This is a genomic window from Pedobacter sp. N23S346 (assembly GCF_048515415.1).
Classification (GTDB): Bacteria; Bacteroidota; Bacteroidia; order Sphingobacteriales; family Sphingobacteriaceae; genus Pedobacter.
Map to the genome: position 1 here is coordinate 21,137 of NZ_JBLYEE010000015.1, position 17,933 is coordinate 39,069.

Here is a 17,933-nt window from a genome sequence, read left to right on the forward strand (position 1 = left end):
GAACAGAAACCCTTTGTAAAATCAAATGGCATTATTGGAAATCACACCCTATAAATGATCTACAGAACCAGGAGGGCGATATGGTACAGCAAAAGCGCAATTCAAGGACTTGTTTTATTACAAATTATGTATCCCTAAAGGAAATGCAAATATCCCCTTCCCCTATTATGGATAGCAGACCGCAACAATTTTGGTGTATGCCATCAGCATAAATAGTAGACTTATCAAAAAACGCCACTCTATGCTCATTTTTAGCATCAATTCAAATAGTGCAGTTTACATAGGCATACAAAAATCTGCATAAAATAAGGAAGGAATGTATAAATCCGTAGCAATCATTAATAAAGCCAACTATTGGTTAAGAACCAATGGAGAGCACAAAGCAGAAAATTCCAAAAACAAAATTGAAAGTAATACCAAACCCAAAATTTCCGGTGGTAAAAGACATTTACTTCCAATTCTCGTGAAAAGAAATAAATAGAATTAACTCATTGTTAACATATTAGGTTAATACTTTTATATCTAAATTAAATAAAAACAAATATTAATAAATAAGTCTGATAATCACTACAATAAATTTTAACTTACAAATAAAGTATTATTTTTTTACAAAAAAAACAATAATATGTAGACAAATAATTTGGCAATTAAAATATATTTTATTTTCTTTACTACAGAATTATTATTCAGCAATAAAGCAAATGTCTATATTAAAGTCTCTCCTCTTCACTATTGGGATTTTGTTTACCATATCGGTTTCAGCACAACAGCTAAAATTAAGTGGTACGGTCAAAAACAGTCAAAAATCATATCTAGAATATGTAAATGTTATTTTGATGGCGAAAGATAGCATACACATCGCAGAAACCTCTACAGACAGTCTTGGAATTTTTAACTTAAAAGCAGCTAAGGGCAACTATTTATTAATCGTAGAACAGTTTGGTAAGAGTTTATTAAAGAAAGAAATAGTGCTACAGACAGATCTTTCAGTTGGAGAGTTAATTGTTGAAGATGCGGTAGTGCTGGAAGGAGTTACCATTACCGCAAATAAAAAAATTATAGAACGCAAATTTGACAAGCTCATTTTCAATGTAGAGAACAGTCCATTAAAGCAAGGGTATAACGGACTTGAACTTCTTAAAAGAAGTCCTGGGCTTAGAGTTAACTCACAAGGTAGCGTAACGCTTCGCAATGAAAGTGTTCTGGTAATGATCAATGGAAGAAAAATGAATTTTTCTTCGGAAGAATTAAACAATTATCTCAATAGTTTAAATTCTGAGAACATTAAAACTATTGAAATACAAAATGCAGGAGCAGCAGAAACCGATGCATCCAACACAGGTGGAGTTGTTAATATCGTTTTAAAAAAGGCACCTACAGGGTTCCAATCAACAATAAGAACTTCTTATTCCTACCGTGATGAAAATCATTCCGCTTACACAGGCGGTATCACTAATCAATTCGGTTCCGAAAAATGGAATGTGTATAATAAAATTAATTATTCTGATAACAGCAACTTATCAAGGTTTAATTCAGCAACAAATTTCTTCACTACTAATGGGAAAAATGAGAATTTTGGAGAGAGTGATAACAGAAATAAAAATTTCAGTACAACAACAGGGCTTCTCTTTCTTCCCTCACAACATCATGAACTGGGAGCCGAAATTTACTATTCTAATAGTAAAATACATCGGGATGGCTGGGAAAATCTGATGGTCTATAACCCATCTCTTTATGCTACTTCTTATAATAATTCTCTTTATAACAATAAAAATAATTTTTGGAATGCCACCCTGAACTATACCTACAAGTTTAACGAGAAAGGTAGTTATCTTAAATTCATTGGTGATATCGGCAATAACAAGTTGAACAATAATAATGAAGTAGACACCAAATATATTTTTGGACCGCTATCTAACAATTATTATAGATTCTTAACCAACGCCAGATCAAATTTCATCAATTTGCAGGCAGACTGGGTGCAGAAGCTGAACAAAGACTTGGAATTGGTGGTGGGAACTAAATATGCCAGTGTGAACAGGGATAATCTGCTTGATGTGTCCATCAACGAAAATAATGAATGGATTCCCGCAGATGGCAATCAAAATTTCAGTAACGATGAAAAAGTATTAGCAAATTACATTACGCTTGCTAAACAATGGAATAAAAAACATAATTTAAAAATAGGGCTTCGAACAGAATACACCAATATTTCGGGAATCGATAATGCAAACAGTACTGAAGTAAAAAGAACTTATTTCGATTGGTTCCCCAGTATATACTACAGCTATGCGATAAAAGATAATCAAGGTATATCGGTGTCTTATGCAAGGCGAATAACCCGACCAAGCTTTAGGGATCTCAACCCTTTTGTGATCAAACAAAATGATTTTTTATATCAAACAGGCAATCCCAATCTTCAGCCCCAATATACAGATAAGGTAGACCTAAGCTATAATCTGAAAAATCATACTTTTTCTTTTTTTGGAAGTTTTTCGAGTGATCTTATTGTTGGAGTATATTCCGTCGAAAATAACATCAGCACCTATAAACCGCAAAATTTTGGAAAATCCGCAATGACTGGTTTTTCACATTCATACTACGGTGACATCACCAAATGGCTTTATGCCAATATTTCAAGTGGTATATGGTATTACAACTTCGAAGTGGGTAATGCTCTTCATAACAGATGGTCATATTTTAATACCCTGAATTTACAAGTGAAGTTCGGTAAAACATTCTTTTTAGATATTACAAATGACTATACCAGTAAAAGCCAGAACAGTGTTGTGGAATTTGATTATCAGTATGGGCTTGATCTTGCGCTACAGAAAACCATTCTCCAGAATGCTGGTTCGATCCGACTAAGCTGGGATGATATTTTTAATACCCAAAGAGATAGAAATATTTCAAGGTATGAAGATTTTAATTTTGCTTTTTACCAAAAACGGATTACCAGTTATCCAACGCTAACCTTCACTTATAATATCAAGAATAAAAATAAGGTAACAAATAAAAATGTACAAAAGGGTAATGATAATCTGAATAGGTTATAACCCGCTAAAATATTCTTTTCGCGAAAGAACAGCCGAAATTTCATTGAGGCCTGATGAAACAAGGTTGGGGTTTTACATTCTGTACCCGAAACAGAAAGTGGACTGTTCTCCTGATAGAACAAAGCAACAATTCCTTTAACACTAAATTTCATCATTATGAAAACAGAAATCAAATTTAGAAAAGGGCAACTTTCTTTAAACAAAGAAACATTGTCTAAAATCAACGATCAGCAAATGAAAGCCATTTCTGGTGGTGTTGCCCGTGCTGCAGCAACTACTGTTACACCCCCTACAACACCAGTGGAACAGTTTGTTGCTTCAAGTGATTGCTGTTCATCAGCTGCCAGTGCTTGCTGCTAGTTTTTAACCAGGCGAAGTGCTTTTTTTGCACTTCGTTTTTATATTTTTTGATTGACTCATCCTAATTAATAGATCTGGATAGAAAAGGAAAAAAATATCTTACTCATCCTGGAAAATTACATTTCCATATATAAGATGAAGGCAATTGCCTATGGTGATTTACATCCCGCCATAAATACTGCTGTTATAAGTACTCAGCTAGATAGTAAGGCATTGCTGTTTGTTCCTATGCCAATACACAATTTTGTTGTGGCATTAAAAATCATAAAGATTACAATTTTAAATTATGAAATTAGGACTATTGGATTTTGGAGTAAGATCACCTGATATGAATAGCCTGGCTATTATAGAGGATTTGCTTGACTATGCTATAGCAGCTGACGATCTCGGCTATAGCAGATTCTGGCTTGCTGAACATCATAACTTTGATCCTCTCGCTGCATGGCTAAACCCTGAAGTATTACTACCAATTATTGCGGGCGCTACAGACCGTATCAGAATAGGAGCTGGCGGGATTATTCTTGCCAATCATTCCCCATACCGGATTGCTTATACTTTTAAATTATTGAACAACCTTTATAACGACAGAATTGATCTGGGTATTGCTAAAGGGTATAGTAGCCGAAATATAAACAGTAGTAGTTCCGAGTTGCGCATCACGCAAAGTAAAGAAATTATTGAAACCAAGCTTCATGAAAATATTAAGTCTCTACTTAATTATTTGTACCATGAAGATGAACTTCTTAAAGAAGAAATTATTATTCCGCCCTTTAAAGCTAATCTTCCTGAAATATGGAGCCTCACAGGCTCTTACAGGAATTTTGAAAGCTTAGCAAAACAAGGACTCAATATATCAAGATCTGTATTTCATTTCGGTAGTGATATTTCATACCATAAAGATCAATTAGCAGAATACAAAGAGCTGTTTTATACATTTAATGGCCGCATGCCAAAAGTTTCTTTAGCATTTTCCGGAGCGTGTTCCAAAGATGGTAAAAAAGCAAAGAAAAACTTTGAACACTACTCTTACGGATTCACTACGGACAATATCGTTGGGTGCCCTGCTCTTTTTCATGATCGTCTCTCTGAATATGAACAGAACTATGGTATTAATGAGTTTATATTTATGAATGTTGCACTTAAACCCGAAGACAGAATGGAAGGAATATCACTGATTGCTAGTACCATGAAAATAAAAAACTGACACTGTATCGCTTTAAAAATACTTTCAAACATATGGATCATCAAAAAATCATCAGCCTTTTGGGCAGAATAAATGAAATTATCTCTCCTATTGAACATGAAACGGATTTAGATAGAGACAGATATGCACTGCTAAAAGGAGATTCATTGTTTAGTGGAAATCTTGGACTTGTTATCTATCATATGAATTATTACACAATCTTTAATGATTCCTCTTCGAAAGACCGCTCATTAAATCTGTTACAAGATATTCTGTATCGAGTTGAAGAAGGCACAAGTACGCTTAGTAATTACACATTAAGCTATGGCCTGTCAGGATTAGGAATAGTCATCAATCAGTTAATCAGTGAGCAATTTATTGATGACGGTGATATAGACCTGGGAAATCTAGATGAACTTATTTATGAATGGATTATTGACAGGATTAAAAATAATGACAGTGAATTTATGCATGGTGCTTTTGGAGCTATACGGTACCTATCGACTAATTCAAAAAACACAACCATATCTACATTAAAATTTGAAGAACTTGTTAAATTGCTGATGAGTAAATCTATAACTAGTGATCATGAAGGAGTTTATTTTGATCTTTTCAATAAGTTCATACCAGAATATCCTAAAAACACGATAAACCTAAGCCTTTCGCATGGGTTATCCGGTATTTTAGTGATTTTGCTTGATCTTATCGACAAAGGTTTGATAGGGGAAGCCTATAAAAATCTAGCATACGATATTGCAAAATATCTTAATGGAAAAATAGAAGATGTAAACTTTGAAAAAAAAATCTACTGCCATGCTGACAGTGTAGTTTCTCCTGACATAAAAGGAAGAAGGAATACCCGGCTAGCCTGGTGTTACGGAGATTTAAATCAGGTAATGGCATTTTTACGCATGGGTCAAACCTTCCAAGATCAATACTATTTGTCACTTAGTCATAAAATAGGCTTAACAACGACCTATCGTAAGGATTTTGAACAAACTTATATATCAGACTCACAGTTCTGCCATGGAACTTCAGGAATGGTTGAAATATATAGATATCTCTATGAGCAAACGTCTATAAGTGAATATCTGGATGCAAAAAATTATTGGCTTAATAAAACTGTTGAATATATAGAAACAGAACTGGACAGTGGCTATTATACTGAAAAGAAAAGGACTGCAGAATTGTTGGAAGGACTCATAGGTGTGGCCTTAGTATTATTATCTGAAGTAGGAAAAAGCCAAGATCAAAAATTATCATGGAACAATATTTTTTTACTTAATTAAAAGAAATGCTTTAATTCCATATACACTCTCCTATGTTAAAACCCGAGAACTTTTACTTATTACGCACCCCCTATTTACCTGTTTCATGTGCCGAAAAACTAATAGACAACCCAGAACAAACAAGAGAAATTTTAACAGAACTATTTAAAAAAGAAGAGCTTAAGCAGGCGCTCTTTCTAGCATCACCCGTTTTATTTAACGAGTTGGATGCATATCTCCAGCATGACAGTAGGCAGTTAAATATAAAAAAGGTAGAGCAATCACTCGTAAAGTATATCATTCGCGCCAGTTGCAGAAGCACACCTTATGGTATGTTTTCCGGTATAAGCTTAGGGGCTATACAAGATCACACCAGCATTATACTTAACACCAACGACAACCACACTGCCATTACCAGGTTAGACATGCAGCTCTTAGAAACGATTGTTCAGAAAATAGTTTCAATCCCGGATTTAAAGTGTCAATTGAAGTTATATCCCAATTCAAGCGCGTATGTCATTAATGAAAAGTTAAATTATTTTGAGTCCAGGATGATTGGCAGAACGAAAGCATTTAATCATTCTAGTGTGGATTATACTGAACACATTCACAATGTTATGGAGTTGGCAAAATGTGGAGCCACAAAAGAACAATTGAGGACCTGTTTTGATCTTAATGAGTTTCATCTTAAGGACGTTGATTTGTTTATCGATGAAATCATCGATAATGAAATTCTTGTACATAATCTAGCACCATCACTTACCTGTGATAGTGCCATTGATGATCTAATCGGAAAAATTGAAATTTTAAATAACCCTGTTACATCAATTATACATATTGTGCAGGACGCATTATTACGGATCAAAAATATTACTGAGCGTAAGATAGAGATTCAGGCAAAAAAAGCCGCCATCGAAACTGAACTTGAAAGTTCTTTTGGAATTAGTAATTATGATGCTGATTTTTTTCAAGTTGACTTAAAGCTGGAAAAAATCAATAATCAAATCGGACAAAGGGTTGTAGATGAAATCACAGGTCAAGCGGAAGAGTTAGCATCTATAATGCCTGCCAGTGTAGTGGAAGATTTGGAAAACTTTAAAATAAAATATAGTAATCGCTACGAAAATCGTGAAATGCCATTAACCGATGTGCTCGACCTGGAATACGGAATCGGATATGGGGACTTAACTAATCATACCGTAGGTGCCCCAGCGTTAATAGGCGGAATAACTAATTTTAAAAGTACTTCTTCCTCATTAAGACTGAGACTGGATGCCTTGCAAAATCTGCAGCATCAAAAGCTTTACGACGCCCTTAAAAAAGATTTTTTTGAAATTAAGATTACCGAGCAAGATGTAAAATCTCTTCAACAGTTAAACGTGAAATCACCAACTTTACCTGATAGTTGCTACATTATGGGCAGTCTTCTTGGTGACAATAGTTCCGAAGCTGATGCCGGTCACTATAAATTTAAATTGGATTATTTTAATGGTCCGTCTGCTGCAACATTATTTGCCAGATTTTGCCATACAGACAGTGAAATGATCAACCATCTTAAGGTAGCCATCAAAAATGAAGAAATTCATAAAGATGCCATTTATGCCGAAGTGGTGCATTCATCACAGCCTCGGCTCGGAAATATAATACACAGACCCGTTTTAAGAGAATATGAAATCCCCTACCTATCAGAAAGCGGAAATAACAGAGAGAAATGCATCTATGTAAGTGACCTGATGGTTTCAATTTCTAATGGTGAGGTAATACTTCGTTCCAAACGACTGAATCGCAGGGTAATCCCCTGCTTATCCTCAGCTCAAAACTTCAGATTTGCAAGCCTGCCTATCTATAAATTTCTCTGTGACCTTCAACATCAGGGAATAATGGCTTCTCTTGTCTGGAACTGGGGGGCTTTTCAAACGGCGAAGTTTTTGCCGCGAGTGGTGTACAAAAAGATTATTATTTCTCCGGCTATTTGGAATATAGATATGGAGATGCTTAAAACCTATAATAATGTTGATCAATCTCCTAATTTACATGCAGCGCTGGCATCTTTTCGAAGTGAATTTAAGGTTCCTGACAAGGTGCTTTTAACGGATGGAGATAATAAGTTATTAATTGATTTAGATAATGAAATATGCCTCGAAATTCTTTTCAAACACCTTAAGAGTAATAAGTTGATCACAATTACTGAGTCATTCTTCTCATCTGCAAACTGTTTGGTAAAAGATTCAGAAGGAAATGGTTATGCTCATGAAATTATTATTCCCATATCCAAAACAAGTAGTGACAAAAATAAAGCACCGGTATCTCCACTGCAACAATCCGAAAATATTGAGCGTAAATTTAATGTAGGTTCTGAATGGCTCTATGCAAAAATTTACGGGGGGCATATAACACTTGACGCTGTCTTAAAAAAAGGAATACCCAATTTGATCGGGATTCTTGAAAAAAATGAAATGATAGATAAATGGTTTTTCATCAGATATAATGATCCGGACAATCACATCCGCCTTCGGATGCACCTAAAAAATGAAAATCTTACAGGTGAAGTCATACGATTACTTAACGATGCCTTGGATGATGAACTATCTAATAACACCATTTACAAAATACAATATGATTCATATGAACGTGAATTAGAACGTTACGGCTGTGCTATGATAACTTGTTGCGAAACTATTTTCTGGAAGGATAGTGAAACAATTATAAACGTAATGAATAAGGAGATTAATCATGATTTTGATCAAAATAGCAGATGGCGTTTTGCTCTGCAATCAATGCATGAATATTTTAATTATTTTAAAGTAAAAATGATCGACAGAATTCACTTTACCGGAATGCTTAGCGATAGCTTCTGTAAAGAATTCGGCGATACTAAGATCCTGAATCAAAACCTTAACAATTTGTATCGCGAGAAGAGAAGTTTGATTGATAACCATTTCGACAAGGAAAATCATGAATTTAAACTATTTGCGAAATTACTTCATAAGAGAGAAAAAGATTTGATCCAAGTGGTAGAGAAAATGAATACGTATTATTCACAGCAAAATACACTGGGTATTCAAATTCCTATACTCCCTAGTTTACTTCATATGAGTATCAACCGCTTATTTCCGGTTTATCAAAGGAAATATGAAATGATCATGTATTATTTTCTTAATAAACACTATAAAAAAACATTTTATACTAATCAGACACATCGTTTATAAATGATAGATTTTGTACATCAGCGTGACCAAATGGATTGTGGCCCTGCCTGCCTGAGTATGATTATTAAATACTTCGGCAAAGATATTGACCTGCACCACATCAGGGAAATATCCTTCATTACCCGCGAAGGTGTAAATTTATTAGGCATATCTGATGCGGCAGAAAAGTTAGGGTTTGAAACCTTTCCGACAACTTTATCTAATGAGCAGCTGGAACAAAATCATCATAGCCTTCCCTGCATCATCCATTGGAATCAGAACCACTTTGTGGTGCTCTATAAAATCGTAATGAACAGATTTACCCGGAAAGTTACCTATAAAGTTGCAGACCCTGCACACGGCATAGTAAGCTTACCAAAAGAAAAGTTTAACCGTTCCTGGCACACAGGAGAAGGGAAAGGTGTGGCCTTATTTCTGGAACCTACAGAACAATTTGACCTACTAGAAAATAATGCTAAGAAAGGAGGGTATCTAAAACATATTTTAAAGTATACAAAATCTTTCAAGAAGCAGATAGCCATGATGCTTGTGATGTTACTTTTAGGTAGCTGCATAAGTTTTATCTTTCCGTTTTTAACTCAAAATCTCATTGATAAAGGTGTAAATGCAAAAAACCCGAGTATCATCGTAATGATTCTGTTAGCTCAACTCACCCTATTTATTGGTTCAATAACCTTTGAAATCATCAGAAACTGGTTGATGTTAATTGTTGGTACCAAGCTGAGTATTTTGATCGTAACTGATTTTCTTAGAAAGCTGTTCAAGCTTCCATTGTCTTTTTTTGAAACAAAAAATGTTGGTGATTTTAATCAGAGAATTCTTGATAACGGACGAATCGAGAGATTTCTTACCTCCCAGAGTCTGGTCACTTCTTTTTCAATTCTTACTTTTTCTGCCTTTTTCATGGTTCTATGGTATTACAACCCGGTGATCCTGCTGGTATATTCCATCATGACGGCTTTGGCAATCGTATGGTCCGTATTTTGGTTAAAAAGGAGGAAAATACTCGACTATTTCCGTTTTCAGCAATCCGGGGAACATCAGCAAAGTATTTATGAAATTGTTAATGGGATCACAGAAATGAAGTTATACCAAATGGAAGATTATAAACTTGAAAAATGGGAACACATACAAGAAAGGCTACTAAAGACCAATATAAGAATCCTGAAAATTGACCAGATCCAGTCTTCCGGCTTTGAATTTATCAATCAATTGAAGAACATTCTGGTAACCTTTATAGCGGCAACATTGGTCGTTAATGGTAATATCACATTAGGTGCTATGCTCAGTATCTCCTATATAATTGGTCAGATGAATGCTCCGGTCACACAACTAATTACCTTCTTAAGATCTTTTCAGGATGCAAAGCTTAGCATGGAAAGAATCTATGAGGTACAAACCCAGGCAGAAGAGGAAAAAGAAGGTGATAATAAATTAATATTTTCAGATCATTCTCGAGCTCTCAAACCCGGAGCTATTGAAATTAATAATCTATCATTTCAATACCAGGGCCCGAAATCTGCTTTTGTTCTTAAAAATGTTTCTCTTTTAATCCCGGAGGGAAAAGTTACGGCAATCGTAGGAGCTTCCGGTAGTGGAAAAACTACATTAATGAAACTCCTGCTAAAATTCTATCCGGTCACAGAAGGGAATATTCATTACCAGGATTTTGAACTGAAGAATCTTTCTGCAAAAAGCCTGCGGGAACAGTGCGGTGTTGTGATGCAGGACGGATATATCCTATCAGACACTATAGAAAGAAATATTGCTACCAGTGACGTAAATATTGACTTCAAGAGATTAATTCATGCAGCACATTTAGCCAACATTTCATCTTTCATTGAAGAATTACCGCTAGGATATAAGACCAAAATTGGAGCTGCAGGTAATGATTTATCTGGCGGACAAAAACAACGGATACTCATCGCAAGAGCCATTTATAAAAATCCACATTATATTTTTTTCGATGAGGCTACTTCAGCGCTTGATGCAGAAAATGAAAAGATCATTCATGATAGTTTTCAATCTTTTTTCCATGGCAAAACAGTCTTAATTATCGCACATCGCCTATCTACAGTTAAAAAAGCTGATCAGATAATCGTACTGAAACGCGGAGAAATGGTAGAGAAAGGAAACCATCAGGAGCTTGTTAAATTGAAAGGTGAGTACTTTAAACTGGTTAAAAATCAACTGGAACTAGGAGATTAGATTATATGTGTTACTTAATTCTACATGAATAGAACAAGCACACAATGCATAAATATATTTTCGATGATTATTTCTATTTATGGAGAATATAATAAGTTTTTCATACACCTTATTTTAAATACTTCATACCATGAATATTGACCATAGTTTTAAAAATTACGAAAACATCCCAACATTAAATATTTCCCAAAGAGATGATGCACATGAAAGTTATCTGAACTACCTTGACAAGAATGAATTCATGAACTATCGCCTTCTTGCAACCATCGGCTGTGGAGCAGAAATGAGCCTAGCAGGAAACAACTATATATTAAACAAGGAAATTATATCAGTTTTGTTTGTAATGATTATCTATGTTTTACCCACATCCAAAAGTAAAAGAAGCAACGATTAAAGCAAGAGAAAATACGGTACAGGAGCCGGAGCATCTCTCCCTTATTGGTGCATATTTTGATTACCATTAGGAGTTGGAAGATAAATTATCCCTTTTCTTTAAAAGACCTAAAATCTCTTCTATTATTTACACCACAGGCTATAACATTCAACAGTGCTTCCTTATTATGTCTTTCGAAAAAAGATAATATTGCCATTGGCTTTGGTTTCTTCATGATTTTTACTTTGCATTTGTCATCCATGAAATGGCTCATCAAATTCATAAAATCAAAAAAGAATGCATCTTAACCACCTATCCAAGGCAGTTGCCACTAATACGCCAGACTACATAGCCACGGTAGAAGAAAACGTGATCAAAAAACTAGGGGTTAAAGATGAACAAATAAAATATTAGACAATTACAGCTACAGTTCTAAAAAGCATCAATATTTCTTTGGATAACTTGATGTTTTTTAAGCTTTACTTTCACTTAAGTACTAAACATTTTTAACGCATGGCAGAGGTACATTTAGTTCGATGCCCATTGGAGTCCTATCGCAGTCCTAAGGCATGATAGTTGCATTTTAAGGCATGTGAATAGCTAGTCGCTTGGAATAAGACCACCCACTTACTTAATCGGTTTTCATATATTTCTTTCAGAAGGTGGATAAACTATACCTGTAAAAAAATTGATACCTCAGAAACTGTATAAATTTCATGAGCGAAGATCAACTTGCGAAGTTTAGGCGGCCTTTGTTGCGAAAAATACTTCGAAAGTTTTACGGTACTGTCATCAAAACTTGCGAAATTCATCAGCACACAGCCTTTTGAGATTTCGCAAGTTGATAAATTATAATTCTTAGACAGTTTCTAAATGTCAAAAAAATCACAGTGAGGCATCTAAAGGCCCACCAAAATAAGATTGAATTTCAGCTAAATCATCTCATTGGGTTATAAATTAATGATGAAATTCCCTATTTTTATTAAAACATTACGCTCGATGAAAACAATCACTAAATTTTGCGCGCTGCTACTCACCTGCGAAATGTTCGATCCAAAAGCCTTTGCACAAACCAGTAGCAGCCCGGTTTACTTCATCCCTTCGCTAAACAATGTTTGCACTGCAGTTCTCTTAAAGTTATATCTAAACAACGAGCGCTTCGTTAAACTACCGGACAATAATTACGTAACCAACTACTTGTAGCAAGTTAGCCCCGCTATTTTAAAGAAAACGGTGCATGCATAAAATACCTTTCCAACAGCAAAAAATAAAATGTAATCATCTCCCTACTTAATCCCTACCCATGAAAAAAATCTTCCTAATGATCACGATGGCAATGTTCTCCTTTGCCATTTATGCGCAAACCAAACCCGATATTGTGCTGAAAACAAATGGCGATGAGCTAAAAGGCAAAGTCACCAAAATTTCTCCTGATGATATTACCTTCACCTATGAAGGAGAAACCCTGGAATATGTTTTAAAGAAATCAGAAATTTTAAAGATTACCCATTCCAGTGGAAGAGTGGAGGTTTTTGCAAAGCCCCTGCCTGCAGGAGATAGGCAAAAGGATGCAGTAGCCATGGCAGCCACCCCGGTAGATCACCACAACAAAATTGCCATCCTGCCCTTTACTTTCCTGATGGACAATCAGCCAGGTGCAGAACTGGTTGGACTAAAGGCACAGCAAGATGCTTTCGGTTTCCTGTCTAACCATTCGGCAGGTTATACCATACTTGATCCAAGAACCACAAATGCAGCCCTGATCCAGGCAGGCGTAACCCGCGAGAAAATGATGGGCTTCACCATGAAAAACCTAAGTGATATCCTGGGTGTGGAATATATTATAGATGGTTCTGTTATTCAGGCAAAAGGCTACCAAACCAGTTCTACAAACACCAATGCAGATACAAAAGTGAAACGCGATGACGCTGAAAAGGTAAAAGGGGTATCAAGTACCAGCGCTACCTACAACAATGCGGTTCAGCGTTACGACGTGAGTGTGAGCCTGCACATTTACATGGACAATAATGCCAGTATTTACAACGAGAGTCATAAAGCTTTCTTATCAAACACCGATGGGTCTTATATCGGTCCATTAGAATACCTATTAAAAAGATGCCCCCTATACCGTAAATAGCAGCATACATCACCTTTTCATCGATCAAAACACAGATCCAATAGCAGATCAAATGTCATTCCTTTGGCAGGATTAACCTTATAGGTTGATCCAATAAAATGGCATGTTGATTTAAAGATTAGAATAGAACAACGTCAATATCGCTAATTATTAGCAGATTTCACTCCCGATAGACTTCCGAAACAGCATGAGCACCCGGCAACTCTCTTTCCTGATATTTTTATTCTGCCTGATGCCAGGCAAACAGGCCTTCAGTCAGGCAACAGACGCTTCAAATCCCGATACAGGCAATACAAAAACAGATTTTGTTTCTAAAATGCAACTATTTGCGAAAGCATCTGCTAAAAAAAGCAAGGATGAGTTTGCCAGTGATAAAGCAGCAATTGCACAGAACAAAATCTTTGAGGAAGTTAAAAGGACCATGCAGAAATCTAAAATTTTCCTGAAAACAGGATTAGATACTGTAGAAATAAAGACCCAGCTGGCAACCATAGAAAAACACTTTCTTACTGCTGGTGACGGAGTGATCACCCACAAGGGAACAGCACAAACCTTTCGGAATTTAACCACTACGGCTAAAATCCTGACAGAACTACTCAATAAAACCAATGTCAGAAAATCAAAACTTGATAGGGACCAAAGTCAGCTGAACCAGTACCGGTATGAACTCGATTCTCTGTTGAGTCGCCCGGAACTTTTTAAATTCCCTACAGACTCCATTACCTTATCCAAATATCTTCAGCAAATTGTGGTCTTAGCCTACGAGGTAACACCAATAGACAGCGCATTGAAAAAGGCTGCGCTCAATATCCAGGGCAGGTTAAACCAGGTGAACATGCAGGCTTTTAAAATTCACAGCAGTTTGGAGGAGATTGAGTACGAACAACGCAAGGTGGCAGAAAATACCTTAAGTAGAGACTTTGAGAACTTGTGGGGAAAGGTAGGCTTCCATCGGCCATTTAAAGATATCCTTTCGCAGGCTGGAAATAAGGGAATCCTAAACTTGTTATTCTACCTGCAGAACAATAGCGGAAAGATTTTTATACTGATAATACTCATATCAGCATCATTTATCTACTTGCGTTCGCTGAGGCAGATCTACATTAACCATGGTCTCATTTCTCATCAATATGAAGGACAGCTCGTTTTAAAGTACCCACTTTGTTCGGCCTTACTGATCGTAATTAGCGTATTTCAGTTTATATTCTTCTCTCCCCCATTTATACTCAACTTTATTTTTTGGATAATAAGTGCGCTCAGCTTAACGCTGATGTTCAGGGGTTTTATTACCAAATACTGGATGAATGTCTGGATCTTAATGGTTTCGCTATTCTTTTTCTCTGCTGCCGATAACCTCATTCTGCAGGCTTCGCGCATCGAGCGCTGGCTGATGCTTGCGTTATCTGTAACAGGAAGCGTAGCGGGCGCAATCATTTTACTCAAAGGAAAAAAAGAAGAATTAAGAGAAAAACTGATCTTGATTGCGATTGGTTTAATGATATTTCTGGAAATCGCCTCAGTCTTTACCAATATATACGGCCGGTACAACCTTTCAAAAGCACTGTTAATCAGTGGATACCTGAATGTGGTGGTCGCCATTCTTTTTTTATGGTCGATTAGATTAATTAACGAGGGATTATTCCTGGCCTTTAATGTTTACACCAGGCAGGATCCAAAACTCTTTTACCTCAATTTTGAGAAGGTGGGCAAGAAAGCACCACTAGGTTTTTATTTGCTCATGATCTTTGGCTGGATAATCCTTTTCGGTAGAAACTTCGCCGGTTTCGAATACGCTTCGGCACCAATTAGAGATTTCTTTGCGATGGAACGAACCATTGGCGATTATACTTTCAGCATCAACAGTTTACTCTTGTTTATACTGATCATGGGCATTTCGGTGATCACTTCGAAAATCGTTTCCTTCTTTGCATCAGATAAACATGCTCAACAGGATGAAAAAAACAGAAGTGCGCTACAAAGTGTAGGGAGCTGGTTATTGTTAATTCGCATAGCGATTTTAAGCCTAGGCCTTTTCCTCGCTGTAGCTGCAGCTGGCATCCCGATGGATAGGATAACCATTGTATTGGGCGCCTTGGGCGTAGGTATAGGTTTTGGCTTACAGGCACTGGTAAACAACCTGGTGAGCGGGCTGATCCTTGCTTTTGAAAAACCGGTTAATGTGGGCGATATCATTGAAATTGATGGCCAGAGCGGCACCATGAAATCTATTGGATTCAGGAGTAGTGTAATTTCCACGTGGGAAGGCGCAGATGTAATCATGCCCAATGGCGACATACTGAATTCTCACCTCGTAAACTGGTCGCTCAGTGGCAATAAGCGCAGATTGTTCATTTCCATTGGTATCTCCTATGATTCCAATCTTAAGGAGACAAAAGAAGTGCTGATGTCGGTATTGGAGGAAGAATCAGACATCATGAAAAATCCGGCACCAGTTGTTCATTTTGAAAAATTTGGCGAAAGTTCAATAGATATTAAAATCTTGTTTTGGAACAAGCATTATAAAGATGGATCAAAAACCAAAAGTGATCTGATTGAAGCAATTGATGCCGCATTTCGGGCAAAAGGAATTAAAATCCCTTTCCCACATCAAGACATCACGATCAATAGAATTGATAAACAGTAAACATGGTGAAGCGGCCAATACCAAACATGCCCTGCCAAACCCCTTTTCCTGGCAAGGCAGTACAACTGATTGTTTTAAACCAGGAATTTTTTAATTGCTTTTCCCTATTTTTACAACAATGGCAAAAATCATCAATGTAGCAGTATTCAAGAAATTCTTCAGGTCGGGTCAGGTAGGTGGATTTTTTCTTTTAATCTGCGTAGCAATTTCATTAATCATTGCAAATTCATCTTCAAAAGAAAGCTTCGAAGCATTGTTAGCAACAAAACTAGGTTTTGGAAAAGTAAACTACAGCATTTTAGCCTGGATCAATGATGCTTTAATGGCCATCTTTTTCCTGCTTGTTGGCTTAGAAATCAAACGGGAGCTGGTAGAGGGCGAATTATCCTCCATAAAAAGTGCCGCCCTTCCGGTAATTGCAGCCATGGGTGGCATGCTTGTACCTGCGTTAATTTATTTCCTATTTAATAAAGGAACGGAAACAGCCAGTGGATGGGGAATCCCGATGGCGACAGACATTGCTTTTGCATTGGCCATTATTGCGATGTTGGGTAAAAATGTACCGGCAAGTTTAAAGATCTTTCTAGCGGCTTTAGCCATTGTTGATGATTTAGGTGCCATCCTCGTGATTGCAATATTTTACACCAATCAAATTCATACCGAATACTTCCTCATGGCAGGCGGAATCTTAGCCTTGTTGGCGCTGATGAACTATTTTGGCGTGAAAAAACTCGTATATTATTTAATTCCTGGCATTTTCCTTTGGTATTTCATTCACCATTCGGGCATCCATGCCACCATAGCAGGCGTGCTGCTGGCCTTTACCATTCCAACAAATGAAACGGATGTTTTATCACCTTTAGAAAAACTGGAACACTTCTTAACCGTTCCGGTAAATTATGTTATTATGCCTGTCTTCGCACTTGCCAATACCAATATTACGTTCCAGAAAGAAATGATTTCAGGTTTGGTATCACCACTCGGTTTGGGGATTGTGGTTGGTTTATTCGCTGGAAAAACCATTGGGGTAACGCTCTTTAGCTGGTTAGCAGTAAAATTGAAGTGGGCAGACTTACCCACTCATGCGGGCTGGAAACACATTTTAGGACTTGGCATGCTGGCAGGCATTGGCTTTACCATGTCGATATTCATTTCACTGCTTTCGTTTAAGGATGCCCTGCATATTTCTGAGGCGAAGTTTGCGATATTAACGGCATCTATTATTGCAGGAGGTGTTGGCTTTGTGTTCTTGAGATATTCCAGGAGGGCTGTATTATAATTCGAGATAGCATCCTGAGAGGAGAGTTTTTAGAAAAAAACAAAGGAGTAGGGATGACAATTTGTAACTTAACTTTAATTACTCAAACTATCCGTCATCGGATGAATATAGCTACGTACTAAGTATTCATCCAATGACGGATAAAATGCCTGTCATTGGTAGCCTGTCGAAGAACTTATATAAACGATGTTTAGACAAGCTCAACAAAATAAATTA

At 36.6% G+C, this 17,933-nt stretch carries 11 protein-coding genes; all 11 read left to right on the forward strand.

Going from position 1 to position 17,933, the window contains the following annotated elements; all coding sequences use genetic code 11:
- The first annotated feature begins 316 nt into the window (after window positions 1-316).
- The 11 genes from ACN1CD_RS20695 (at window position 317) to nhaA (ending at window position 17,717) form a co-directional block, all read left to right on the forward strand.
- Entirely contained in the window at window positions 317-481 is a 165-nt protein-coding gene (locus ACN1CD_RS20695) for a hypothetical protein (protein WP_419132315.1), read from the forward strand.
- Window positions 482-701: 220 nt separating this feature from the next.
- Entirely contained in the window at window positions 702-3,056 is a 2,355-nt protein-coding gene (locus tag ACN1CD_RS20700) for a TonB-dependent receptor domain-containing protein (protein ID WP_419132316.1), read from the forward strand.
- 156 nt (window positions 3,057-3,212) lie between these two features.
- Window positions 3,213-3,416, forward strand: coding sequence for a class I lanthipeptide (locus ACN1CD_RS20705; RefSeq protein ID WP_419132317.1), 204 nt, complete (start codon window positions 3,213-3,215; stop codon window positions 3,414-3,416).
- 286 nt (window positions 3,417-3,702) lie between these two features.
- Window positions 3,703-4,620 carry an LLM class flavin-dependent oxidoreductase gene (locus ACN1CD_RS20710; RefSeq protein ID WP_419132318.1) on the forward strand — a complete coding sequence of 306 codons (918 nt, stop codon included), beginning with the start codon at window positions 3,703-3,705 and terminating at the stop codon, window positions 4,618-4,620.
- 32 nt (window positions 4,621-4,652) lie between these two features.
- The gene (locus ACN1CD_RS20715) at window positions 4,653-5,888 is read left to right on the forward strand and encodes a lanthionine synthetase LanC family protein (RefSeq protein WP_419132319.1); all 1,236 of its coding nucleotides are present in this window, start codon (window positions 4,653-4,655) and stop codon (window positions 5,886-5,888) included.
- A 32-nt stretch (window positions 5,889-5,920) separates the two neighbouring features.
- On the forward strand, window positions 5,921-9,076 hold the full coding sequence (locus ACN1CD_RS20720) for a lantibiotic dehydratase (RefSeq protein ID WP_419132320.1): 3,156 nt from the start codon (window positions 5,921-5,923) through the stop codon (window positions 9,074-9,076).
- A complete protein-coding gene (locus tag ACN1CD_RS20725) occupies window positions 9,077-11,284 on the forward strand; it encodes a peptidase domain-containing ABC transporter (protein WP_419132321.1) in 2,208 nt (735 codons plus the stop codon).
- A 130-nt stretch (window positions 11,285-11,414) separates the two neighbouring features.
- Window positions 11,415-11,678 carry a hypothetical protein gene (locus tag ACN1CD_RS20730; RefSeq protein ID WP_419132322.1) on the forward strand — a complete coding sequence of 88 codons (264 nt, stop codon included), beginning with the start codon at window positions 11,415-11,417 and terminating at the stop codon, window positions 11,676-11,678.
- A gap of 1,282 nt (window positions 11,679-12,960) precedes the next feature.
- A complete protein-coding gene (locus ACN1CD_RS20735; RefSeq protein ID WP_419132323.1) occupies window positions 12,961-13,794 on the forward strand; it encodes a hypothetical protein in 834 nt (277 codons plus the stop codon).
- Between the two features lie 187 nt (window positions 13,795-13,981).
- Window positions 13,982-16,438, forward strand: coding sequence for a mechanosensitive ion channel domain-containing protein (locus tag ACN1CD_RS20740; RefSeq protein ID WP_419132324.1), 2,457 nt, complete (start codon window positions 13,982-13,984; stop codon window positions 16,436-16,438).
- 118 nt (window positions 16,439-16,556) lie between these two features.
- Complete coding sequence (gene nhaA / locus ACN1CD_RS20745; RefSeq protein WP_419132325.1) at window positions 16,557-17,717, forward strand: Na+/H+ antiporter NhaA; 1,161 nt, start codon at window positions 16,557-16,559, stop codon at window positions 17,715-17,717.
- The last annotated feature ends 216 nt before the right edge of the window (window positions 17,718-17,933 follow it).

Coding starts and splice junctions, on each gene's coding strand:
- ACN1CD_RS20700 (WP_419132316.1), top strand. CDS start 702: ATGTCTATATTAAAGTCTCTCCTCTTCACTATTGGGATTTTGTTTACC.
- ACN1CD_RS20735 (WP_419132323.1), top strand. CDS start 12,961: ATGAAAAAAATCTTCCTAATGATCACGATGGCAATGTTCTCCTTTGCC.
- ACN1CD_RS20715 (WP_419132319.1), top strand. CDS start 4,653: ATGGATCATCAAAAAATCATCAGCCTTTTGGGCAGAATAAATGAAATT.
- ACN1CD_RS20695 (WP_419132315.1), top strand. CDS start 317: ATGTATAAATCCGTAGCAATCATTAATAAAGCCAACTATTGGTTAAGA.
- ACN1CD_RS20720 (WP_419132320.1), top strand. CDS start 5,921: ATGTTAAAACCCGAGAACTTTTACTTATTACGCACCCCCTATTTACCT.
- ACN1CD_RS20705 (WP_419132317.1), top strand. CDS start 3,213: ATGAAAACAGAAATCAAATTTAGAAAAGGGCAACTTTCTTTAAACAAA.
- ACN1CD_RS20740 (WP_419132324.1), top strand. CDS start 13,982: ATGAGCACCCGGCAACTCTCTTTCCTGATATTTTTATTCTGCCTGATG.
- nhaA (WP_419132325.1), top strand. CDS start 16,557: ATGGCAAAAATCATCAATGTAGCAGTATTCAAGAAATTCTTCAGGTCG.
- ACN1CD_RS20710 (WP_419132318.1), top strand. CDS start 3,703: ATGAAATTAGGACTATTGGATTTTGGAGTAAGATCACCTGATATGAAT.
- ACN1CD_RS20725 (WP_419132321.1), top strand. CDS start 9,077: ATGATAGATTTTGTACATCAGCGTGACCAAATGGATTGTGGCCCTGCC.
- ACN1CD_RS20730 (WP_419132322.1), top strand. CDS start 11,415: ATGAATATTGACCATAGTTTTAAAAATTACGAAAACATCCCAACATTA.